Below are 20,576 nucleotides of genomic sequence, written 5' to 3'. Positions count from 1 at the left end.
GCATGCTCCGCCGTCTCACCCGAGGCGAACCCGCCACCCGCCAACAACGCCGCACCTTCAACACACCCGACTGACAGCAATGTGAAACGCGCTCTTAGCGAAGCGACGCGATGCGGATTTTGGCCACCCGGTCAAGGTTCGCGCAATTTTCGGCACCTTCAAGACATCCCCATCGCGTGGGAGAAAGGTCACGGCCCGTGACGGATCATTACGTGTGATCCATCACGGGCCCGACCAAATTTCTGGCGCCATCAAGCCATTAGCTGTTGCGGGCCAGGGTGTCTTGTTCACCAGCCGGGGATCTTCACCATGGGAAATCACCTCCTTGTTATTACGCAGACGAGTGGCATGGCTGCGGCGAGTGCCCACCGGGCTCCCGCCGTCAGCGACGAGATGCAAACAGGAGCGAGTGAAAAAACTCTTCATTGCTTCTGTACACAGTGAATCAAACATTAGCCGAATATAAATGGAAATTTTTCTATAAATTAGAATTTGCGCGGAGCCTAGGGCAAGGAGAAGCGAGTGTTTTCGCCGATATTCCGCAACGGAGAGTTCCGTGCTATGGCGGTCACCGAATCGCTGTCTGTCATCGGAGACCAACTCTCGCGGGTGGCGCTCGCGCTGCTGGTCTTCGGACGGACCGGATCAGCCATGCTGAGTGGCCTGACGTACGCGATGACATTCCTGCCGACCGTGGCGGGCGGCTTCCTGTTGTCGTCGCAGGCTGACCGTCGACCCCGCCGTGGGCTGCTGGTTGCGATCAACACGTTCAGGGCGGTGTTGGTGCTGGCGATGGCAGTCCCGGGTATGCCGCTTCCGGTTCTGTGCATACTGGTCGCAGCCTCGGCGTTTCTCACCGGACCGTACAACGCGGCCAACCTGTCGCTGCTTCGTGACGTGGTCCCGCAGGAGCAGTACGGAACGGCCATGGCCCTGCGGCAGGCGCTTTCCCAGACCGGTCAGCTCGTCGGCTTCGCCTCGGGTGGCTTCCTGGCCACGATCTTCAGCCCGGCAAGCTGCCTGCTGATCGACAGCGCGACGTTCGCACTCTGCGCACTGGGGATCCGACTGTTCGTCAAGAAGCGTCCGGCAGCTCTGTCCAAAGGGGATGAGCCCGCCGCCACCACGAGCATCGGCGTCGTGTGGGGGACACCAGCGCGACGCGTGATCATTCTGTCGACGTTCGCTGGCCTCTTTCTCACAGCTCCGGAGGCCCTCGCCGCACCTCTGGTGGCCGAACGCGGACTCGGTTCTCAGTGGGTCGGCATCTTCATGGCCTCCGGCGGACTGTGCTCCGTGGCCGCGCTGGCCATCTTCGCCAGGTTCGTGGCATCAGAACGGTACGCACGGGTGCTTCCCGCCGTGTTCCTGGTCCCGGGCCTGCCGCTACTACCGGTCGGTTGGCTGCACAACCCGATCCTGCTGCTGATTCTCATCGGAGCGAGCGGGGCCGCTTGGTCGCTCCTCACCGTCATCGCAGTGACGTCGTTCGCGGGCCTGTTGTCCGACGCCGAACGGGGCCGAGGGATGGGGGTCGCGGGGTCGATGAACCTGACTTCCGCAGGCGTCGGCGCCGCTCTCGCTGGCGTACTCGCCGACCAGGTGGGTTCCGCCATCGCCATCTCCATCCTCGGCGCTGCCGCGATCGTCTTCGCGCTGCGACCAGCCACGCGATGGCACCGCCTCGCTCCAGCCGCGCCCGTCTCTCAAGAGCTCGTGGCGCAGCCGTCCTGAGCTGTCGCCGGGTCGATGACGATCAGTCGAGAGCCCTTCGCACCGCCCGTTTTTGATCATCCGGGACGCTGCTGTGCAGGTTGGGCCAGTTCAGCCTGCTTGCTCGGTGAGCATCAGGCCGGCGGTGGCACGGTTATCCGCTGCGCCCCGGTGTAGACGTTCATCGTCGGACCGCGCAGGAAGCCGACGAGCGTCATCCCCGCCTCCTCGGCCAGCTCGACGGCGAGAGTGCTCGGCGCGGACACCGCGGCCAGCAGCGGCAGGCCCACCATCCACGCCTTCTGGGTCAGCTCGAAGCTCGCCCGGCCGGACACGAGCAGCAGATGCCCGGCCAACGGCAGGCGGCGTTCCCGTACCGCCCAGCCGATCACCTTGTCCACGGCGTTGTGCCGGCCCACGTCCTCCCGGAGCACCACCAGCTCACCGGTCGGGGTGAACAGCCCCGCCGCGTGCAGCCCGCCGGTGCGGTCGAAGGCGCGCTGGGCGGCACGCAGCCGGTCGGGCAGCTCCGCGAGGAGGGCGGCCGGCACGGCGAGCGGGTCCGCCGTGACGTCGAACAGCGACCGCGTCCGGATCGCGTCGATGCTGGCCTTGCCGCAGACCCCGCAGGAGCTGGTCGTGTAGAAGTTGCGGGACGGGTCGGTGGTCGGCTCCGGCACGCCCGGGGCGAGCACCACGTCCACCACGTTGTACGTGTTCGGGGTCTCCGCGCCGGCGCAGAGCTGCGCGGTCAGCACATCGTCGGTCGAGCGGATCAGCCCCTCGGCCAGCAGGAAACCGACCGCCAGGTCCAGGTCGTCCCCTGGGGTGCGCATGGTGACGGCGAGCGGCTTGCGTCGACCCGGGCCGCCCGGGCCGACCCGGATCTCCAGCGGCTCCTCCACCGAGAGGTTGTCGGGCCGCCGGACGGCTGCGCGCCCGTCGGCCGCGTCCAGGTCGATCCGCAGTACGCGCCGTCGGTCAGTCGCCCGTCCCATCCCGCCATCCTGCACCCAACACCGGCACGCCCGCACGGCCGCCGGTCATCGGGCACCGTGAGCAACCGGGCAGATCGCGCCAGGCACGCGCCGGCACCGGGCGGTCGAGCGTCGGCACGGCTACCGTGACCGGGTGGGGACGTACGCCGCCGTGGTGCTCGCGGGTGGGGCCGCCCGACGGATGGGCGGGGTGGACAAGCCCGCGCTTCCGGTCGGCGGCCGATCGATGCGTGACCGGGTGCTGGCTGCGGTCGGCGACGCCACGCCCTGCGTGCTGGTCGGTCCCGGTGGCGGCGTTCCGGACGGCGTGCGGGTGACCCGCGAGGATCCTCCCGGAGGCGGGCCCGTCGCCGCGACGGCGGCCGGCTTGGCGCTGCTCGACTTCGACACGACGCTTGTCGCGCTGCTCGCCGCCGACCTGCCGCTGCTCACCCGCGCCGCGATCGGCGACCTGCTCAACCACCTCGCCCCACCCACCACCCCGCCATCCGCCGGCCGGCCCGACAGCCTGTCCGGTCCGGGAGCCCTGGCCGACAGCCCGGCACCCGCCGCCCTGGCCGACAGCCCGTCCGGCCGGCGAGCCGGCGCTGTCCCCGACCGCGAGCGGCCGGCCGACGGGGTGTGCTTCGTCGACGCGAACGGCCGGCGGCAGTCACTCTGTGGGGTGTGGCGGGTCGACGCGCTGCGGGCCGGGCTGCTGCGGCTGGCCGCCGAACGGGGCGGCAGTCTGGTCGGTGCCTCGATGCGGGCGCTGTTCGCTGGTCTGGCGGTTCGCGAGGTGCCGTGGGCCGGTGACGGTCCACCGCCGTGGTTCGACTGCGACACTGACGAGGACGTACGCCGGGCGGAGGAGTGGGTGCGATGACGGTGTTGGACGACTGGGTCACGGCGGCCTGCGCCGAGGTGGGTCTGGACCCGACCGACGTGCCCGTGTCGGCGGTGCTGGACCTGGCCCGCGACGTTGCCCACCAGGTGGTGCGACCCGGTGCGCCGGTCAGCGCGTACCTCCTCGGGTTGGCCGTCGGTCGCGGCGCCGACCCGGCGGACGCGGCGGCCCGGCTCAGCGCTCTCGCGGCCGACTGGCCGGTCCGGCTGGACGCCGAACTCGCCGATCCCACGTCCTGACCTGCCGCGCCGCGCACCGAGGACGTGGCCGACTCCGGTGCGGGGCGACGGCCGGTGTCCGATCCCGGTCCGGGCTGATTCGACGCCCGGACGGCGTGGGTAGGGTGATCGGAACGGACGGAGGCGATCATGACGGCTGACCACCCCTCGGCGTCGGACGGAGAGCCCGGCGGTACACCCGAGCCGGCGGAGTCGATCCTGCTCGACGGCCCCAGCACCACCGACCTGCGCGCCAAGGTCACGGAGGCGTGGCGGGAGTTCGCCCGGATGCTCGCCCTGCGGCTGCGGGAACTGCCGGCTGGCGCGCACCTCGAACTGACCCTCGACCCCACCGCCTCCGGTACGGGGGACGCCGTCTACTCGATCAGCGTCGACGCGACCGAGGACGGCGGCCTCTCCGCTCGGGCGGTCGGTAACGCCGCCCTGCCGCAGGGCTACCGGCTGGACCGCGCGGCCGTGGCGGACATGGTGGCGCTCGGCTGGTCCCCGCCCGGCGTGGTGGCCGGCTCCGGCGGCTCGTTCGGGCTGGACGCCACGACGGCGGACGCCAACCGGATCGCTCCGCTGCTGTCCCGGACGCTGCGCGACGTGTACGGCGCACCGCACCCGGCCTTCCTCGTCTACCTGGTGCACGACGCCGAGGGTGAGCCGTTGGCCGTGGAGCCGTTGGGCACCGCGCGCAGCGAGTTCGGACCGGACGCCGACGTGGAGGGCGACCTCCAGGAGGCGCTGGCCGAGGCGGCTGCCGAGCGGGACGACGTGCTCGACCTGCCGGAGCGCGTCCGCACCGTGGTGTCCACGATGCTCAAGTCCGACGCCGAGCGGTTGCAGATCGACTCGGACGGCGACATCACCATCCGGGCCGGCTCGGCGATGGTCTTCGTACGGGTGCGGGACAACCCGCCCCTGGTGGACGTCTTCTCCCCGGTCCTCACCGAGGTCGAGCCGACCGAACGGCTCTACGTCAAGCTGTCGGAGCTGACCAACCGGATGCCGATCGGTCGGCTGTACTGCGCCGACGACACGGTCTGGGCCTCGATCCCGGTTTTCGGCCGTAACTTCCAGGCGACCCATCTCATGCTGGCGGTGCAGGTGATGACCGGTCTCGCCGACGAGTTGGACGATCGTCTCCACGGCGAGTTCGGGGGCAAGCGCTTCTTCGGCGAGGGCGACAAGTCGGTCCGCGGTGACGATTCCCAGCACCGCACCGGGATGTATCTCTAGCTCACGTCGAGCAGGGTCTTGCCGACCGTCGCCCGCCCCTCGACGGCGGCGTGCGCGTCGGCGGCCCGTTCGAGGGGGAAGCGCTGGCCGATGAGCGGCCGGAGCTGCCCGGCCGCCGCGTCCGCCAGGACTGCGACGGTGTACGCCCGTAGTCGCGCGGGTGGCACGTCCGGCCGGATCAGCGTGATCCGGCGTTCGGCGGCGGCATCCGGCGTCACGGGGGACCATTCGCCGCCGGCCAACCCGTAGCTGATCATCCGGCCGCCCGAGTCAGCAGCTCGAACGCCGTCCGGGCGACCGGACCGCCGACGCCGTCGAAGACCACGTCGACTCCGCCCATCTCCTCGCGGACGCGGTCGGCCCACTCCGGCTGCAGGTAGTCGACCGCCACGTCGGCGCCCAACCCGGGTAGCAGTGCCACCTTGCGCGGTCCGCCGGCCACGCCGACCACGCGTGCGCCGGCCCGTGTCGCGATCTGGACGAGCATGCTCCCCACGCCACCCGCCGCGGCCTCGGGACCGCCGAACTCACGTAACCAGATCGCCCGCATGGAATCTCCCTGGTGTCGTGCCAGGAAGCACGAGTCCAACACCTGAACCACGGTTGAGGTCAAGCGCCGGTGGACGGCCCGACGCCGGGGGATTCGACCAGCCGGGACAGCACGATGGTGCTGCGGGTGGACGTCACGAACGATTCGGCGCGCAGTCGCTCGAGTGCCGCCTCGAGATGGGCGATGTCGGCGGCCCGCAGGTGCACCAGCGCGTCCGCCTCGCCGGAGACGGTGTACGCGCCGACCACCTCGGGGTGACGGCGGGCGGCCACGCCGATCTGCGCGGGGGTGGTCCGGCCGGCGCAGAACAGCTCGACGAACGCCTCGGTGGTCCAGCCGACGGCCGCCGGGTCAACGACGGCGGTGAATCCCCGGATGACGCCGGTGGCGCGCAGTCGGTCGACCCGGCGCTTGACCGCCGGGGCGGAGAGTGACACCCGGGTGCCGATGTCGGCGTACGAGGCACGGGCATCAGCGACGAGCAACGCAATGATCCGCTGGTCAACGGCGTCTATCTGCAACGTTCCGCCTCTGGAAAGCAATGGTTGTGGCTGTTACGAAAGTTCAACGATACCTACTGTTGGTGACCGTGAACCAACAGCGAGTCCCGCGAAAGCGGACATATCTCATGTGCTCGCCGGAGCATTTCGCGGTCGAGTACACGATCAACCCGTGGATGGACGTGACCACCCCGGTCGACCGGGACCTGGCCGTCAAACAGTGGGACCGGCTGCGCGAGGCGCTGGTCGGCCTCGGCCACGAGGTGCACCTGCTCACGCCGGAGCCGGGGCTGCCCGACATGGTGTACGCCGCCAACGGCGCCTTCGTGGTCGACGGCAGCGTCTATGGCGCGCGGTTCAAGCACGAGCAGCGGGCTAGCGAGGCCGCCGCGCACCACGCGTTCTACGAGCAGCAGGGCTGGCGGTTCGTCGCGCCGAGCGAGACCAACGAGGGCGAGGGTGACTTCGCGTACGTGCCGGAGGCACACGGCGGGCTCGTCCTGGCCGGGCACGGCTTCCGGACCGAGATCCCGGCGCACGCGGAGGCCCAGGAGGCGTTGGGCCGGCCGGTGGTGTCGCTGCGCCTGATCGACCCGCGCTTCTACCACCTGGACGTGGCGCTCGCCGTGCTGGACGACGCGAACGTCGTGTACTTTCCGGGCGCGTTCTCCGCGGCGAGCCAGCGGGTGCTGACGCAACTCTTCCCGGACGCGGTGATCGCCGACGACGAGGACGCGATGGCCTTCGGGCTCAACCTGGTCAGCGACGGCGCGAACGTGGTGCTCAACAGCGAGGCGACCCGGCTGGCCGGCAAGCTCAAGGCGGCCGGCTACACCCCGGTCCCGGTCGAGCTGGCCGAGCTGAAGAAGGGCGGCGGCAGCGTGAAGTGCTGCATCGCCGAACTGCGGCACTGACCCGAACACTGCCGCGTACGGCAGGGGCCGGCCTCCCGTCGGAGGCCGGCCCCTGTTGCTTCGCCTGGTGGGCGCTCAGCCCAGCGTGGCCAGCTCGTTGATCAGCACGTTCGACATGACCTGACCGTCGCGCTGGACCTCCCGCAGGTACCACTTCTGCTGCGGGGTACGCGGCTGGTTGAACTGCCAGATGCCGCGCGGGCTGTCGATCTGGCCGATCCGGCCCAGCGCAAGGTTGACCTGTTGCGGGGTGGGCGCCCCGCCGGTCAGCTGGATCGCCTGGTCGAGCACCTGTGCCGCGTCGTACGACGCCATGGCGTAGGTGGTCGGGGTGGTCTGGTGTTTCTTGCGGTACGCCGAGGCGAAGACCCGGTTCGACGTGCTGTTGAGGTCGGCCGAGTAGTTCAGGGCGGTCTTTATGCCCAGCGCGTCCCGGTCCAGGCTCTCCAACACGGTGCCCTCGGTGAGGAAGCCGGGGGCGTAGACGGGCCCGGGGAACTGTTCGCGCAGTTGCTTGATGAACTCCACGGCGGCCGCGCCCGCGTAGAAGCAGAACACGGCGGTCGGCTTCTTGCGCAGCGCCTTCTCGATGTCCGCCGCGTAGGTGGTCTTGCCCGGGTTCGGGGTGGGGTTGGTGTTGGTGACCGGGTCCGCGATGCGCGGGTCGCTGGGGCCGAACTCCTGCCGGAAGCCACGCACGACGTCCGGGCTGCCCACGTTCTCCGGCACGATGATCGCGACCCGGCCGTTCGCCGGTAGCTGGTCGCGCAGGTAGCGGCCCAACGCGCGCCCGGCCTCGTCCAGCACGTACGAGGTACGCCAGATGTAGAGGACGCCCTGCAGGCTGCTCGGCGAGGCGTTGGACCCGATGAGCGGGATTCGGGCGTCCTCGACGGTGTCGCGGATGCCGACCATCACCGACGAGTTGACCACGCCGGTGAGCGCCAGCACGTTCTGCTTGAGGAGCTGGTCGACGGCGGCCTTACCGGTCTTGGCGGTCTCACCCTCGTCGGCCGTCAGCAGCTCGACCGGATGGCCGCCCAGTTGCTGGTTGTGCAAATCGAGGAAGAGCCGGAAGCCGTTGGTGATGTCGTCACCGATGGACTTGAAGCCGCCGGCCTTCGGTGCGATCAGACCGATCTTGATTGGACCCTTGGTTTGCGTCGGCTGGGGGTCGGTGTCGGAGCCGCACGCTGCGGCGAATCCGGTCGTACCGAGCGCGGCCAACAGTTGGAGCGCCCGCCTGCGATTCATCTGCGACACCGAATTCCTTCCCAGAAGCGTTGCAGGGCGAACAGCGCCCCACCGGCGTTCTACCTGCTCGGGCGACGCTGCGTCAATGGCTAGTGATCATCGTGCAAGGACCGCAATGCATCAAGCAGTCGGGGCCACGCCGGAGACTCCGGGTCGATCAGCCCGAAATGCTCGCATCCGGGCAGCTCAACAAGGGAAATATCGGACCCTGCGGCACGAGTAACCGTGACGAAATCCCGGCTCAGCGAGGCCGGTACCTGCTGATCCAGAGAGCCGTGCACGACTACTGTTCGTGTCCGCATCGGTACCAATGATCGTGGATCTGCCATCGCGTACCGCTCCGGCACCTCCGCTGGGCCACCGCCGAGCAGCGCGGCCACCGCCCCGGAGTCCAGGTCCAGCCGGTACGCCTCGGCGAGATCGGCCACCGGAGCCAGGGCCAGCACCCCCCGCACCGTCGACGGCGCGGTTGCCGCCGCGAACAGCGCCAAGTGGCCACCGGCGGAATGACCGATCAGGATCGGCGCGGACGCGCTCACCCGGTCGGGCAGAGCCTCGGCGACCAACTCCGGCAGCGCCGCGACCCCGGCCAGGACGTCGGTCAACGTGCCCGGCCAGCCACCGCCCGGCTGCCCGGTACGTCGGTACTCCAACTGCGCCACCGGGTACCCCTGGGCCGCCAGCGCGGCGGCCAGCGGCCCGGTGTGCCGTCGGTCGTACTCGGCCCGCCAGAAACCGCCGTGCACCACCACGACCAGCGGTCGGGCCGGGCCGTCACCCGCCGGACGGCGCAGGTCGGCAATCTGGTCGGGGTGGTCGCCGTAGGCCACCGTCAGGTCCGCCGCCGGCGCGGGCCGGGTCAGCACGGCGCGTGGGTCGGCAGGCATGGCGCGACGGTAGCGCGCCCCGCGCGGGTGGTTCGGTCCTGGGAGTCGGTCCCGGGCGGCATGGGTCACGCCGCCTGGGTAAAGATGGACCCCATGACCGCTGAGCAGAACGACCAGCCCGGCCCCGACGACTCCGGCCACTCCGGCACCGTGGTGGTGGTCGGTCCGGACGGGCGGCCGATCGGCACCGTGCAGACCGAGGAGGGGCAGGGCGAGGACCCAACCCGCCTGGTCGAGCAGCCGGCCAAGGTGATGCGGATCGGCAGCATGATCAAGCAGCTCCTGGAGGAGGTCAAGGCAGCCCCGCTGGACGACGCCAGCCGCCACCGGATGCGGGAGATCCACCAGCGCTCCATCGTCGAGCTGAAGGAGGGCCTCGCGCCCGAGCTGCGCGACGAGCTGGAGCGGATCTCGCTGCCCTTCACCGAGGACAAGGCGCCCAGCGAGAGCGAGCTGCGCATCGCACACGCCCAGCTCGTCGGCTGGCTGGAGGGCCTGTTCCACGGCATCCAGGCCGCCCTGGTCGCCCAGCAGATGGCCGCTCGGGTCCAGTTGGAGCAGATGCGCGGCGGCCGCCAGGCGCTGCCCAGCGGCCCCGGTGGCGTCGTCCCCGGCATGCCGGGCATCGGCCAGCCGGGCGGCGGTGAGGGTCACAACACCGGTCAGTACCTCTGACCGGTCACTCGACCCCGAAGACCTTCTCGAGGTACGCGGCCACGCCGTCCTCGGAGTTCGTACCGGTCACCTCGTCGGCGACCGCGAGGACGGCGGGGTGCGCGTTGGCCACCGCCACGCCGCGCCCCGCCCAACTCAGCATCGGCACGTCGTTGGGCATGTCGCCGAAGGCCACCACGTCCGCCGCGGCCACCCCGAGCCGGTCGCAGTACCAGTCGAGCCCGGCCGCCTTGGTCACCCCGGTCGCGGATATCTCCACCAGGCCCGACGACGACGAGTGCGTCGCCTCGGCCAGCCCCACCAGCGCCGCCGCCACCACCGCGACGAACGCGTCCGGATCCTGCTCGCCGGCGCGGGCGAGCAGCTTCACCGCCGGGAGCGAGAGCAACTCCTCCGGCGTCTCGATCGGCCGGATGGCGTTCGAGTCGGCGTCCCAGCGCAGCGGGTACTCCGTCTCGTGCCGCATCTCGCGGCTGTCCATGATCTCCACGGCGAAGCGGATACCGGGCACCTCGGCCCGCAGGCGCTCGGCCACCTCGGCCAGGTGCTGCGGCGCGAGCGGATCGGCCCGTAGCACCTCGTCCCGCACCGGGTCGTAGACCACCGCACCGTTGGCGCAGACCGCCGGCAGCGGCGCGTCCAGCTGGTCGTACACCATCTGCAGCCAACGGACCGGGCGGCCGGTGACCAGGACGACCGGCGTGTCTCGCGCGGTGAGCCGCGCGAGCATGGCGGCGGTGCGGGGGCTGAGCGTGTGGTCGTCGCGGATGAGCGTGCCGTCGATGTCGGTGGCTACCAGCCGAGGGGTGTCTCCCATCACCGGGACAGTAGCCGGTCCAGGTACACCGCCACCCCGTCGTCGTCGTTGCGCAGGGTCACCTCGTCGGCGGCGGCGCGGACGTCCGGGTGCGCGTTCGCCACCGCCACCCGCGACCAGCCAGCCCACTCGAACATCGGCAGGTCGTTGGGCATGTCACCGAAGACCAGGACGTCGGCCGGGTCGACGCCGAGACTCTGCGCCACCACCGTCAGCCCGGTCGCCTTGTCCGTCCCGGGCGGGCAGATCTCGATGAAGCCGAGCCCGGCCTGGGTGAGCGTGGCGACCTGCGGCGAGACGATCCGACGGGCCACCGCCAGCAGTTCGTCGACGTGGTGGTCGGCGGTCCGGGCGAACGCCTTGATCACGTCACAGGAGAGGCATTCAGCGCGGCTGCGCGCCTCGAACCGGTCCTGGTAGGGCCAGCTCTCGTGATAGTCACCCCAGAGCGGGGCGTCGTGCTCGTCGGACGCCTCGACCATCACGGTCAGCGGGCCGACCTCGGCCTCCAGATCGGCGAGCAGCCGGGCCAGCACCTCGGCGGGCAGGCGCTCGTCGCGGAGCACCACCGGGCCCGTCGGGTCGCTCTGGTCGACCACACGTCCGCCGCCGGCCATCACCAGGAAGTCGGCGGCGCGGATGTCGTTACGCGTCAGCTCGGTCAGTCGGGGGCCGCGTCCGGTCGCGCCGACCACCGGAATTCCGGCGGCCCGCACCCGGTCGAGCACCCCATGGGTGTACGCGGAGACGGTGTCATCGCTGCGGACGAGCGTTCCGTCGAGGTCGGTCGCGATCAGCTTGGGCAGTCCCGGGCGGGTCATCGTTCCTCCTTCGCCCACCGCCGTCGCAGCCAACCGTGCGGTCCTGGTGGAGACCCGGCGTGACGGCGGGCAGCAACCGTACCTCGCGGAACGGGTCGCAACCATGGCTTCCCGGCGAATCGGACACCAACGCGCGGCACCCGGCAGGTGTCCACCCCTACCCCGGGGTGGCATGCCGTGCGGGCGCTCAGGACGGGTGTTCGGGGCGGGCGAAGGGGGCGGCCGGTTGCACCGTCAGGTCGGCGGGCGCGGGTAGGCCACCGTCGCCCGGCACCGGATCCCGATGGCGGCGCCAGGATCGCATCACAGATACGTCGGCGCGAGCGTCATCGTCAGGCTGCCCGGCGGACGTGCCGGCCGGGACGGCCCACGTCAGGCGCAGAGCCGCGGCGAAGAGGACACACGTGACGAATGCCAGCACGAGGCCGCGGCCGTACTCGACCCGGAAGCCCTCCTGGGCGGAGTAGAGCAGGGTCCGCTCGCTGAGGTCGTCGAACGTCGCCGTGGCGGCCACCAGCAACGCCAGCAGCGCGCCGGCCAGCGTGACCCCGGCGAGTCGCGCGTTGGTACGGACCGTCGCCGTACCCCCCAACGCCAGGGCCACGGCGCAGGCCAGGCCGAGTAGTCCGGCCAGATAGGCGATCCCGAAGCCGCCGACCTCGGACACGCCGGCGGGCACCTCGATCGTGCTGGTCCCGTCCGGACCGGCGTTGGGCATGGTCGTCAGCACCCACTCGCCGAGCATCGACGCGACCCCGGCGACCGCGCCGAGGCCGGCCAGCAGCAGCGGCAGGCGAGGATCCCGGGTCAGACCGGCCAGGGGGTTGGCGAATCGGCGAGCCCGCGCGGGCTCGTCGCCACCCCACTCGATCACGGCCGGCGCGTCGGACGGCTCGCCCTGGCGCGGAATGGGCAGATCCTCGGGCATCGGCCATCCCTCCGCCGGTCACGGGCCTGCGTCGAATCATGGCACAGCCCTTCGCGGCGGCGCTGCCGTCGACGCCGCGCGGGTCCGCCCACGGTCGCCACGATCCGTCGGCGTCGCCGGTCGGGGTGACGGGAATCGCAGGGCGGTCGTCGGTGCCGGTCGGTCGCCCGCTGGTCACCTTTCCGCTAGCGTTCTCAACATGCCTATCCGTACCGCTTCCGCACAATGGCAGGGCAATCTCACCGAGGGTTCGGGCACCGTCCGCACCGGTAAGGGCGGCCTCTCCGGCAACTACTCCTTCAAGTCGCGCTTCGAGGAGGGTGAGGGCACCAACCCCGAGGAGCTGATCGCCGCCGCGCACGCGGGCTGCTTCTCGATGGCGTTCTCGAAGGCCCTCGCCGACGCCGGCACGACGCCCACCTCGGTCGAGACCACCGCGAAGGTCCACCTGGACAAGACCGACGCCGGGTTCAGCGTGACCCGGATCGACCTCGAGACCGTCGGCCAGGTGCCCGGCGTCGACGAGGCCGAGTTCACCAAGCTCGCCGAGGCCGCCAAGGCCAACTGCCCGATCTCCCGCCTGCTCTCGCCGGGCGCCGAGATCACCCTCACCGCCCGCCTGGCCTCCTGACCCGGCGACCCGCACACGTGGACCCCGGCCCGGGTCGCCGAGCGCGACCCGGCCGAGTGGTCCCGCGTCGGGCAGAATGGACGGCGTGCCGGTGGAGATGACCCGCGAGCGCTTCGAGGAGCTGGTCGCTGACGCCCTCGACGAGGTGCCCGAGGAACTTCTCGGCCTGATGAACAACGTGGTGATCCTGGTCGAGGACGACCCGCCCCCGGGTGAGTCCGACCTGCTCGGTCTCTACGAGGGGCACGCACTCACCAATCGGGGCTGGGACTACTCCGGCGTACTGCCGGACCGGATCTTCATCTACCGGCACCCGATCCTGCGGATCTGCGACACCGACGAGGACGTCGTCGACGAGGTCGCGGTGACCGTGGTGCACGAGATCGCCCACCACTTCGGCATCGACGACGCCCGGCTGCACGCCCTGGGTTGGGGCTGACGCGGCGGAACCCGTACGCCTCGCTGAACCGATCGCCTCCGGTTGCCGTGGTCACCTACGGTCGGTGCAGCGACCACGACCCTTTCAGGAGGCACCTTTCATGCGCAGCGAGCTGTTCTCGGCGGAGAACCTGGAGAAGGAGTCGGCGCAGGCGGGCATGCGCCTGCAGAACTCCAAGATGTTGAAGATCGAGCTCAACGGCGAGGCGATGGCCCGGGTCGGCTCGATGGTCGCCTACCAGGGCAACGTCCAGTTCCAGGCCCTGGGCTCGGGTGGCCTCGGCAAGTTCCTCAAGCAGAAGCTGACCGGCGAGGGCGTCCCGCTGATGAAGGTCACCGGCCAGGGTGACGTCTTCCTCGCCGAGCTGGCCAAGGACGTGCACATCATCGACCTGGAGCCGGGCGACGCGCTGTCCATCAACGGTTCCAGCGTTCTCGCGTTCGACTCGACCCTCCAGTACGACATCAGGATGGTCGGCGGCGCCGGCATGGCCTCCTCGTCGGGGCTGTTCAACTGCGTGTTCAGCGGGTACGGCCGAATCGCGATCACGACCAAGGGCACCCCGGTGGTGCTCAACGTGGACGCCCCGACGTACGTCGACCCGCAGGCTGCCGTCTGCTGGTCGGCCAACCTCCAGACCGGCTACCACCGCGCCGAGCAGCTTGGCCTCGGCACGCTGCTGGGCCGGCGCACCGGCGAGTCGTTCACGATGAGTTTCGCGGGCCAGGGCTTCGTGGTGGTGCAGCCGTCCGAGGAGCCGCCCGTCATGGGCAGCGGTCAGCAGCAGCAGGAGGGTGGTCTGCTCGGCGGTCTGTTGAGCTGAGCGCCGACCCGGAGGGGGCGCGCTTACCGGGCGTGTCCCCAGGGCCAGGCTGTCCGCCCGCTCAGCTCATCTCGCCGGCGCGCAGTCGGGCCAACCAGGCCGTCGAGTCGGCGTAGTCGACGTCCGAGAGGCCGGCCGGCGCGGGCACCCGCCGCTCGCCGGCCTCGACCCAACGGTGTCGGGGATAGGACCCCAGAAAACGGACGTCCGCGCACACCCGGCGCAGCCCCTGCAACGCCTCACCCAGGCGTACGTCGGCCACGTGCCCGGTGCAGTCGAGGAAGAAGACGTACCGGCCCAGCGCCTCCCCGGTCGGGCGGGACTCGATGCGGGTCAGGTTCACCCCCCGTACGGCCAGCTCCATCAACACCGACAGCAGCGCGCCGACCCGGTCGTGGGCGATGTAGACGGCCAGCGAGGTGAGGTCGTCGCCGGTCGGCGGCGGGGGTGGGCCGGGACGGGAGACCAGCACGAAACGGGTCACCGCGTCCGGATGGTCGGCGATCTTGTCGGCGAGCAACGCCAGCCGGTGCCGGGCCGCCCCGATCGGTGCGCAGATCGCCGCATCGTACTCGCCGGACCCGGCGCCGGCCGCTGCCGCGCCGTTGGAGAGGACGTCGACGACCGTGGCGTCGGGCAGATGGTTCCGCAGCCAGCCCCGACACTGGGTGGACGCCTGCGGGTGTGCCGCGATCGAGCGGACCGTCGACAGCGCGGTACCCGTACGCGCGGCGAGAACGAACTCGACCGGCAGGATCACCTCCCGGGTGATCACCAGCGGCTCGCCCTCGGCCATCTCGTCGAGGGTGACGCCGACCGCCCCGCCGATCGAGTTCTCCAGCGGTACGAGCGCCGCGTCGGCCTCCCCGGCCCGGATGCTGTCCAGAGCCTCCCCGACACTGCGCGCCGACGTACGGGTGCCGTGTTCGGCGGCGGGGATGGTGCGCAGGGCCTGCTCGGCGAAGGTCCCCTCGGGGCCGAGGTAGACGAAGCGCGAAGGTGGTGTTCCGGGCATGCCGCCCAGACTACGCACCCGGCCCGAGCGTCGAAGCAGCATCGCAGGCGAGCGTACGGATGCCGACCGGCCCGGTGGCCCGGACCTCGATGGTGCACACGTCCGTGCCGGCGGTGATCAACTCCAGGGCCTCCGACCGACCCTGGGTGACGACCTGGAGCTCCTCGTGCCCGGTGACCTCCACCACGGTGTACTGCCAATCGCCGGCGCACAGCGGCCCGCTGCGGACCCGGACCCCGACGTTGTCCGGGAGCACCGACGCCCGACCGCGCAGCAACTGCACCACCCGCTGCCCGGTCGGCCCGTTCCGGCAGGCCGTGGCCACCAGGCCGGGGTCCGGGGTGGCCGAGCCGGTGGTGGGTGGCGGCGCGGTCGGCGCGGACGAGGGTGTGCCCGTCGGGACGCCGGTCGGGCCGGACGCCGTCGGGCTGCCGGCCCCGGTGGGCACACCAACGGGGTCGCGCAGCTCGGGAGGTGCCCCGCAGCCGGTCAGCGCTCCGATCGCGAGGAGCGCCAGCAGCGCGGCCGCCGCTGGTGCGGCGGCGCTGGGGGCAGCGGGGTGACGGGGTGGGGTGAACGGCACGGGCCGATCCTCGGGACAATGGGGGTACGTCGCGGCCGGGGTGGCCGAGCCCATCGTATGGGGAGCGGCCGGCCGGGTGAAGGTCAGCCGAGGATGCGGTGTCCGGCGCGTTCCAACGCGGCGGTGCCCTCGGTCAGCCGGACGGCCGGCACGAGCACGTAGTCGGTGTCGAAGGTGGAGAAGGTGACCACGCTGACCCGGGCCGCGGCGAGCGGGTCGACGAGCGCCGCGAGCGTCCCCGTGCCGGCAACGCCCGTCGGGCCGGCGACGCGTAGGCAACGCCAGGTGGTCTCCACCACGGCGTCGGCGGGCACCCGGTCGGCAGGGCAGATGAGCGAGATCCCGTCGGCGGTCCAGCTCACCGTGACCACGTCAGCGCGGCCCAGTCCGCTCGACAACACGTCCGGGAGGGCGGTGCCGGCACCCAGCCGGCACACGGCGTACTTCCCGGGCAGCAGGGCGATATCGAGCATGAGGGCACCTTACGGCGTGGAGCCCAGCCCATCCGGGCATCGCCGCGTGCGGCGAACGACACATCCCGCCGCTGGTCAGACCTCGGAGAAGAAGGTGAGCGATCCGGCGACGGCACCGTCGGTGAGCAGCGGAGTGGAGATCGCGTCGACGGTCGCGTCAGGGCAGCCGGCGGAGGCGGCCTGTACCCGCAGCAGTCCACGGGCGAGGCGGCCGGAGGAGAGCGCCAGCAGGGGCGGGATCTTGTCGATCTCGGCCTCGGTCAGCTCGCCCCGGTTGGCGGTGAAATCCAGGAGGCGCAGGCCGCCGTCGAGCAGCGGGCGCCCGATCAGGCCGGCCGGTTCGCCCAGGCAGAGCAGCTGGCAGCCGGCCGTGGAGATGGCCACCACGCGGGTGTCGGCGTCGATCAGCAGGCAGGGCTCGTCGGCCCGGCCGACCGTCGAGGACCACTGGCCGACATTGTCCAACTCCAGCTCTGTCGAGGCTCGCGCCGACGGCACCAACACTTCCGAGAGCGAGAGTTCGACGTGGGCCACCGCGCCTCCTATGTACAACGACGGACTGTCCACGCTAGCCGGTCGACGACGGAATCACCGAGCGAGCCAGGTCACCGCGCCGCAGCGGAGAACCCGGGCGGCCGGCGACGGCGCGGGGGCCGGTGGGTAGGTGGGGGACCGGGGCCGCGTGGCGCCGCCGGTGACGTTACCGGCGGTGGGCCGCCTTGTCAGCGGCCGTTCGGCCCTCCTCGTACCACCGGTAGTCGGCCGATGGACGGTAAGTGCCGTTCAGCCACGTGCTCGGGTGCTGTGCCACCCGGGCCAGCTTCTCGGCGGTGATCGGACTGATCCGGTTGCCGCCGGCCACGAGGAGCCGGTCCAGTTCCCGGTGGGTGGCCATGAGGCAGTCCTTCGGGAGGCCGTAGACGCTGATCACGCCGGAACCCACGAAGGTCAGCACGGGCGTCACCGGGATGGTCAACCCGACCGCGTCGGAGAGGGCCTTGCTGGCCCGCTTGGCGTCGCGCCGGGCCTCCGTGACGTACGGGGGCCGCTTACCGTTGATCTGCACGACGTCCCCGGCGACGAGCACCCGGGCCCGGCCGTGGTCGGCGATGGTGACCGCGAACAGACCGCTCGGCCCGATGGCGAGGAAACCGGCGCGGTCGTCCTGGGAGCGGTCGAGCAGGACGTCCGCCACGTCGGTGCGGGGCCACTCGATGACGTGCCAGGACGGCCCGAGGTGGTCGAGCTGGCCGAGCGCCCGTGCACCGGCCGCCTCCAACCGACGGGCACCCCGCTCGGCGCGACGCCGGCGGGCCCATTCGAGTGGTGTGGGGCGGACCGGTTCGAGAGCCCCTGGCGCCTCGACGCGGGGGTGGGGCACCGCGATGGGCGGCAGTGCCCGGGCGGTCGGTACGGCTCGTCGTGCGGGAAAGACAGTCATCGTCGTCGACCTCCGGCAAAAGGTCCCTCGAAGTTATCTTCTCACTACCCTACGTTGCCACTCCGGGTGTTCTGCAAGCCGGAGCGCCGGAGTGACTGTGGATGAATGCCATATTCATCCACAGTTCTTTTCTCGGATGCCGCCAAACCCTGCCCTACGCTGCGGTGGTGACCCACTACGTCGACAGTGAAGTCGGCCGGCTCGGCACCGTGCTGCTGCACCGGCCCGGCCCGGAACTGGCCCGGCTCACCCCTCGCAACAACGACTCGCTCCTGTTCGACGCGATCCCCTGGGTCGGCCGCGCACAGGAGGAGCACGACGCCTTCGCGGCTGCGCTGCGCGAGCGCGGCGTCGAGGTGCTCTACCTCGCCACCCTGCTGGCCGAGACACTGGCCGTCGAGGACGCTCGCGCCGAACTGACCGAGCAGGTGCTGCGCTCGCGGCGGCTCGGCGACACGCTGCGCACCAGGGTCGCCGACCACCTGGCCTATCTGGACCCGGTCGCGTTGGCCGACGTCCTCACCGCCGGACTGGCCCACGAGGAGCTGCGGATCAGCTCGGAGCGGCCGGGCGGGCTCGTCTACACCCTGATGGACCGGCACGACTTCGTCATCGACCCGTTGCCCAACCTGCTCTTCACCCGGGACTCGTCGCTGTGGATCGGCGACCGCGTCGGTGTCACCAGCCTCGCCATGCCGGCCCGCCGTCGGGAGACCAGCCTGACCGACGCCATCTACCGACACCACCCACGGTTCGCCGGCACCGAGTTCGTCTACCGCCCCGACCTCGAACATCTGGAGGGCGGGGACGTGCTGCTGCTCGCACCCGGCGTGCTGGCGGTCGGCGTGGGCGAGCGGACCACCCCGGCGGGCGCGGAACGTCTCGGCCGGCAGGTCTTCGCCGCCGGGCTGGCGCACACCATCCTGGTCGTGCCGATCGCCCAGAAACGCGCCACGATGCACCTGGACACCGTCTGCACGATGGTCGACGTCGACGCCGTACTGATGTATCCGAACATCGCCAGCACCCTCTCGGCGTACACCGTCATCGCCGGCGCGGACGGCGAGGATCCGCGGGTGGACGGCCCGGCGCCGTTCCTGCGGGCCGCCGCCGACGCGATGGACCTGGACCAGCTCCGGGTCATCGACACCGGCCTGGACCCGGTCACCGCCGAACGTGAGCAGTGGGACGACGGCAACAACACCCTCGCCCTGGCGCCCCGGCTGACTGTCGGCTACGAACGCAACACCGAGACCAACGCCCAGTTGGAGCGGGCCGGCATCGAGGTCATCCCGATCGCCGGTTCGGAGCTGGGCTCCGGCCGGGGTGGCCCCCGCTGCATGTCCTGTCCGATGGACCGCGAACCGCTGCGCGGTGGGATCAGCGCAGGGTGAGCTGACGGCCGAGCAGCCCCTGGCGGGCGCGGCGGCCGGCGGCGTCCAACACCTCGGTGCTGGCGAGAGCCTCCGCGTACCGCTTGGCGAACTGCGCGACCGGGTCCTCCCACTCGGCGGCCGGCGTCTCCTCCGGCAGGTCCCACACGGGAACGAGCCGGCCGTGGGCGCGGAACATCCCGGCGAACCTGGTCTGGTCGCCGAGCGTCAGAGTGCCGGCGGCGCCGAGCCGGGCCAGCGCGTCGAGGGCGGCATCCTCGTCGTCCGGCAGCACCCAGCGCACGTGTGCCTTCTCGGGCACCCGGCACCAGTACGCGGCCTTCGCGGAGGTCATCCGCACGGTCGGGTAGATGGCGGCGTTGGCCCGCTCCAGGGACGCCTGGACGCCCGGATCGTCGGCCGCGCCAGGATCGAGCCAGAACTCGAACCCGTCGTGCATGCTGATCTCCAGCGGACCGTCCACGAGGATGTCCTGGAGTCGCGGTCCGGGGCCGGGCAGCGGCGGCACGGACACCTGACCGCCCGGCTCGGCCCGCAGGGCGCTGAGCAACGCGTCGGCCAGGTCTCGGGAGACGTCGCCGGACTGCTGGTGCCGCTGCAGGCCGATGAGCACCTGGCCGTCCGGCTTGCTCACGGCCGGCGCGGCCATCGGCAGCACCGTGGCCAGGGTGACCGACCGGTCGCCGAACTCCTCGACCAGGGCGGGCGCCAGTCGCAGCGGGGCGGACGCGGCGGGCACCAGCTCGCGCAGCGCGATCCACTCGGACTCGTCGACCAGCCCCTCGAACGGTCGCGGCACGAAGATGTCCCGCACCTTGTCCCGGCGGGGAGTGGTGTCGCTGGCTACTCGCTGGCTCTTTCGACGCTTGCTCACGGCGTCACAGCCTAGAGCCCTCGGCCCCGCACCGTGGCCCAGACCCGCCACCGGAGCCGGACCCACCCCGGGTGGTCAGTTCGCCGCGACCAGCCTGGGGCTGGGGTCGAACTCCGCCCAGACGCGCTGGCCCATGCCGTCACGCTCGACGCCCCAGCGGGTCGCCAGGCCGGCCACGATGTGCAGGCCGCGCCCGTCCGCCGCGTCCTGGCCGGCGATACGGATACGGGGGCCGGTGCTCGCGCCGCCGTCGGTCACCCGCAGCTGGATCCGTGGGCCCTCGCCCGACGGCCGCAGCCGCCACGCCACCCGGACCACGCCGCCGGGCAGTGGACGCGCGTGCCGGACCGAGTTGCCCACCAGCTCGGCGAGCACCGCGATGAGATCCGCGAGAAGCGCCGGGGGTACGACGTCGGCCAGATCGTTGGCGAGCCGATGCCGGGCCAGCCGTGCGCCGACGGGGTGATGGGGAACCACCACGCACCACGCCCGGTCCC

26 protein-coding genes are annotated in these 20,576 nt (G+C 71.3%); 10 read left to right on the top strand and 16 right to left on the bottom strand.

What is annotated here, in order from left to right; translation table 11 throughout:
- Nucleotides 1-522 precede the first annotated feature (522 nt).
- Nucleotides 523-1,734 (top strand): MFS transporter, encoded by a 1,212-nt coding sequence (locus ACGFH9_RS22520; RefSeq protein WP_393222429.1) that lies wholly within the window; start codon nt 523-525, stop codon nt 1,732-1,734.
- A 113-nt stretch (nt 1,735-1,847) separates the two neighbouring features.
- Here the strand turns inward: ACGFH9_RS22520 and fdhD are convergent, their stop codons facing one another.
- Entirely contained in the window at nt 1,848-2,711 is an 864-nt protein-coding gene (fdhD, locus tag ACGFH9_RS22515; RefSeq protein ID WP_393222427.1) for a formate dehydrogenase accessory sulfurtransferase FdhD, read from the bottom strand.
- A gap of 133 nt (nt 2,712-2,844) precedes the next feature.
- Here fdhD and ACGFH9_RS22510 point away from each other — a divergent pair, with 133 nt between their 5' ends.
- From ACGFH9_RS22510 to ACGFH9_RS22500, 3 genes are all read left to right on the top strand, one after another.
- Nucleotides 2,845-3,576: a molybdenum cofactor guanylyltransferase gene (locus ACGFH9_RS22510; RefSeq protein ID WP_393222424.1), complete on the top strand. Its 732-nt coding sequence runs from the start codon at nt 2,845-2,847 to the stop codon at nt 3,574-3,576.
- A complete protein-coding gene (locus tag ACGFH9_RS22505; RefSeq protein ID WP_393222421.1) occupies nt 3,573-3,836 on the top strand; it encodes a DUF6457 domain-containing protein in 264 nt (87 codons plus the stop codon). The genes ACGFH9_RS22510 and ACGFH9_RS22505 overlap by 4 nt, the downstream gene beginning before the upstream one ends.
- Nucleotides 3,837-3,965: 129 nt before the next feature.
- Nucleotides 3,966-5,060 (top strand): hypothetical protein, encoded by a 1,095-nt coding sequence (locus ACGFH9_RS22500; RefSeq protein WP_393222418.1) that lies wholly within the window; start codon nt 3,966-3,968, stop codon nt 5,058-5,060.
- Here ACGFH9_RS22500 and ACGFH9_RS22495 read toward each other — a convergent pair.
- Genes ACGFH9_RS22495 through ACGFH9_RS22485 form a run of 3 tightly spaced genes read right to left on the bottom strand, consistent with a single transcriptional unit; the run spans nt 5,057 to nt 6,131 of the window.
- A complete protein-coding gene (locus ACGFH9_RS22495; protein ID WP_393222416.1) occupies nt 5,057-5,317 on the bottom strand; it encodes a zinc-binding dehydrogenase in 261 nt (86 codons plus the stop codon). The two genes, ACGFH9_RS22500 and ACGFH9_RS22495, sit on opposite strands and share 4 nt — an antisense overlap.
- Nucleotides 5,314-5,610, bottom strand: coding sequence for a zinc-binding dehydrogenase (locus ACGFH9_RS22490; protein WP_393222414.1), 297 nt, complete (start codon nt 5,608-5,610; stop codon nt 5,314-5,316). The genes ACGFH9_RS22495 and ACGFH9_RS22490 overlap by 4 nt, the downstream gene beginning before the upstream one ends.
- Before the next feature lie 59 nt (nt 5,611-5,669).
- Nucleotides 5,670-6,131 (bottom strand): Lrp/AsnC family transcriptional regulator, encoded by a 462-nt coding sequence (locus tag ACGFH9_RS22485; protein ID WP_354814963.1) that lies wholly within the window; start codon nt 6,129-6,131, stop codon nt 5,670-5,672.
- A gap of 59 nt (nt 6,132-6,190) precedes the next feature.
- Between ACGFH9_RS22485 and ddaH the strand changes: the two genes are divergently transcribed.
- The gene (gene ddaH / locus ACGFH9_RS22480; protein WP_393222412.1) at nt 6,191-7,024 is read left to right on the top strand and encodes a dimethylargininase; all 834 of its coding nucleotides are present in this window, start codon (nt 6,191-6,193) and stop codon (nt 7,022-7,024) included.
- A gap of 75 nt (nt 7,025-7,099) precedes the next feature.
- Here the strand turns inward: ddaH and ACGFH9_RS22475 are convergent, their stop codons facing one another.
- Together ACGFH9_RS22475 and ACGFH9_RS22470 are read right to left on the bottom strand one after the other, a co-directional pair.
- Complete coding sequence (locus ACGFH9_RS22475; protein ID WP_393222410.1) at nt 7,100-8,287, bottom strand: ABC transporter substrate-binding protein; 1,188 nt, start codon at nt 8,285-8,287, stop codon at nt 7,100-7,102.
- Between the two features lie 80 nt (nt 8,288-8,367).
- Nucleotides 8,368-9,165 carry an alpha/beta hydrolase family protein gene (locus tag ACGFH9_RS22470; protein WP_393222408.1) on the bottom strand — a complete coding sequence of 266 codons (798 nt, stop codon included), beginning with the start codon at nt 9,163-9,165 and terminating at the stop codon, nt 8,368-8,370.
- Between the two features lie 60 nt (nt 9,166-9,225).
- On the opposite strand from ACGFH9_RS22470, the gene ACGFH9_RS22465 reads away from it, so the two are divergent.
- Nucleotides 9,226-9,840 carry a bacterial proteasome activator family protein gene (locus tag ACGFH9_RS22465; protein ID WP_393222405.1) on the top strand — a complete coding sequence of 205 codons (615 nt, stop codon included), beginning with the start codon at nt 9,226-9,228 and terminating at the stop codon, nt 9,838-9,840.
- A 4-nt stretch (nt 9,841-9,844) separates the two neighbouring features.
- Here the strand turns inward: ACGFH9_RS22465 and ACGFH9_RS22460 are convergent, their stop codons facing one another.
- From ACGFH9_RS22460 to ACGFH9_RS22450, 3 genes are all read right to left on the bottom strand, one after another.
- Nucleotides 9,845-10,657, bottom strand: a complete 813-nt coding sequence (locus tag ACGFH9_RS22460; protein WP_393222403.1) for an HAD family hydrolase — start codon at nt 10,655-10,657, stop codon at nt 9,845-9,847.
- Nucleotides 10,657-11,478, bottom strand: a complete 822-nt coding sequence (locus tag ACGFH9_RS22455) for an HAD hydrolase family protein (RefSeq protein ID WP_355240358.1) — start codon at nt 11,476-11,478, stop codon at nt 10,657-10,659. Before ACGFH9_RS22455 ends, ACGFH9_RS22460 begins: the two co-directional genes overlap by 1 nt.
- Before the next feature lie 187 nt (nt 11,479-11,665).
- On the bottom strand, nt 11,666-12,406 hold the full coding sequence (locus ACGFH9_RS22450) for a hypothetical protein (protein ID WP_393222399.1): 741 nt from the start codon (nt 12,404-12,406) through the stop codon (nt 11,666-11,668).
- 199 nt (nt 12,407-12,605) lie between these two features.
- Here ACGFH9_RS22450 and ACGFH9_RS22445 point away from each other — a divergent pair, with 199 nt between their 5' ends.
- From ACGFH9_RS22445 to ACGFH9_RS22435, 3 genes are all read left to right on the top strand, one after another.
- Nucleotides 12,606-13,037 carry an OsmC family protein gene (locus ACGFH9_RS22445; protein WP_355240364.1) on the top strand — a complete coding sequence of 144 codons (432 nt, stop codon included), beginning with the start codon at nt 12,606-12,608 and terminating at the stop codon, nt 13,035-13,037.
- 91 nt (nt 13,038-13,128) lie between these two features.
- Nucleotides 13,129-13,476: a metallopeptidase family protein gene (locus ACGFH9_RS22440; protein WP_355619130.1), complete on the top strand. Its 348-nt coding sequence runs from the start codon at nt 13,129-13,131 to the stop codon at nt 13,474-13,476.
- A 100-nt stretch (nt 13,477-13,576) separates the two neighbouring features.
- The gene (locus ACGFH9_RS22435) at nt 13,577-14,299 is read left to right on the top strand and encodes an AIM24 family protein (protein WP_234582643.1); all 723 of its coding nucleotides are present in this window, start codon (nt 13,577-13,579) and stop codon (nt 14,297-14,299) included.
- A gap of 61 nt (nt 14,300-14,360) precedes the next feature.
- Here ACGFH9_RS22435 and pheA read toward each other — a convergent pair whose 3' ends face one another.
- The 5 genes from pheA to ACGFH9_RS22410 form a co-directional block, all read right to left on the bottom strand.
- Entirely contained in the window at nt 14,361-15,314 is a 954-nt protein-coding gene (gene pheA / locus ACGFH9_RS22430) for a prephenate dehydratase (RefSeq protein WP_393222395.1), read from the bottom strand.
- Between the two features lie 10 nt (nt 15,315-15,324).
- Nucleotides 15,325-15,897, bottom strand: coding sequence for a hypothetical protein (locus tag ACGFH9_RS22425; RefSeq protein ID WP_393222392.1), 573 nt, complete (start codon nt 15,895-15,897; stop codon nt 15,325-15,327).
- Between the two features lie 83 nt (nt 15,898-15,980).
- Entirely contained in the window at nt 15,981-16,370 is a 390-nt protein-coding gene (locus tag ACGFH9_RS22420) for an ACT domain-containing protein (protein ID WP_355240376.1), read from the bottom strand.
- A 75-nt stretch (nt 16,371-16,445) separates the two neighbouring features.
- On the bottom strand, nt 16,446-16,904 hold the full coding sequence (locus ACGFH9_RS22415) for a hypothetical protein (RefSeq protein ID WP_393222389.1): 459 nt from the start codon (nt 16,902-16,904) through the stop codon (nt 16,446-16,448).
- A gap of 166 nt (nt 16,905-17,070) precedes the next feature.
- The gene (locus tag ACGFH9_RS22410; protein WP_393222386.1) at nt 17,071-17,811 is read right to left on the bottom strand and encodes a hypothetical protein; all 741 of its coding nucleotides are present in this window, start codon (nt 17,809-17,811) and stop codon (nt 17,071-17,073) included.
- Between the two features lie 164 nt (nt 17,812-17,975).
- On the opposite strand from ACGFH9_RS22410, the gene ACGFH9_RS22405 reads away from it, so the two are divergent.
- Nucleotides 17,976-19,205: an arginine deiminase gene (locus ACGFH9_RS22405; RefSeq protein WP_393222384.1), complete on the top strand. Its 1,230-nt coding sequence runs from the start codon at nt 17,976-17,978 to the stop codon at nt 19,203-19,205.
- On the opposite strand, the gene ACGFH9_RS22400 is transcribed toward ACGFH9_RS22405, so the two are convergent.
- Both ACGFH9_RS22400 and ACGFH9_RS22395 read right to left on the bottom strand, forming a co-directional pair.
- Nucleotides 19,192-20,079, bottom strand: a complete 888-nt coding sequence (locus ACGFH9_RS22400; RefSeq protein WP_393222381.1) for a DUF5926 family protein — start codon at nt 20,077-20,079, stop codon at nt 19,192-19,194. The genes ACGFH9_RS22405 and ACGFH9_RS22400 overlap by 14 nt on opposite strands.
- Before the next feature lie 75 nt (nt 20,080-20,154).
- Complete coding sequence (locus ACGFH9_RS22395) at nt 20,155-20,559, bottom strand: ATP-binding protein (RefSeq protein WP_393222440.1); 405 nt, start codon at nt 20,557-20,559, stop codon at nt 20,155-20,157.
- Between the last annotated feature and the right edge of the window lie 17 nt (nt 20,560-20,576).

The organism is Micromonospora sp. NPDC049102 (assembly GCF_043197485.1).
Taxonomy (GTDB): Bacteria; Actinomycetota; Actinomycetes; order Mycobacteriales; family Micromonosporaceae; genus Micromonospora.
The sequence above is the reverse complement of the archived record's forward strand: the minus strand, read 5'-3'. Positions and strand labels throughout refer to the sequence as shown.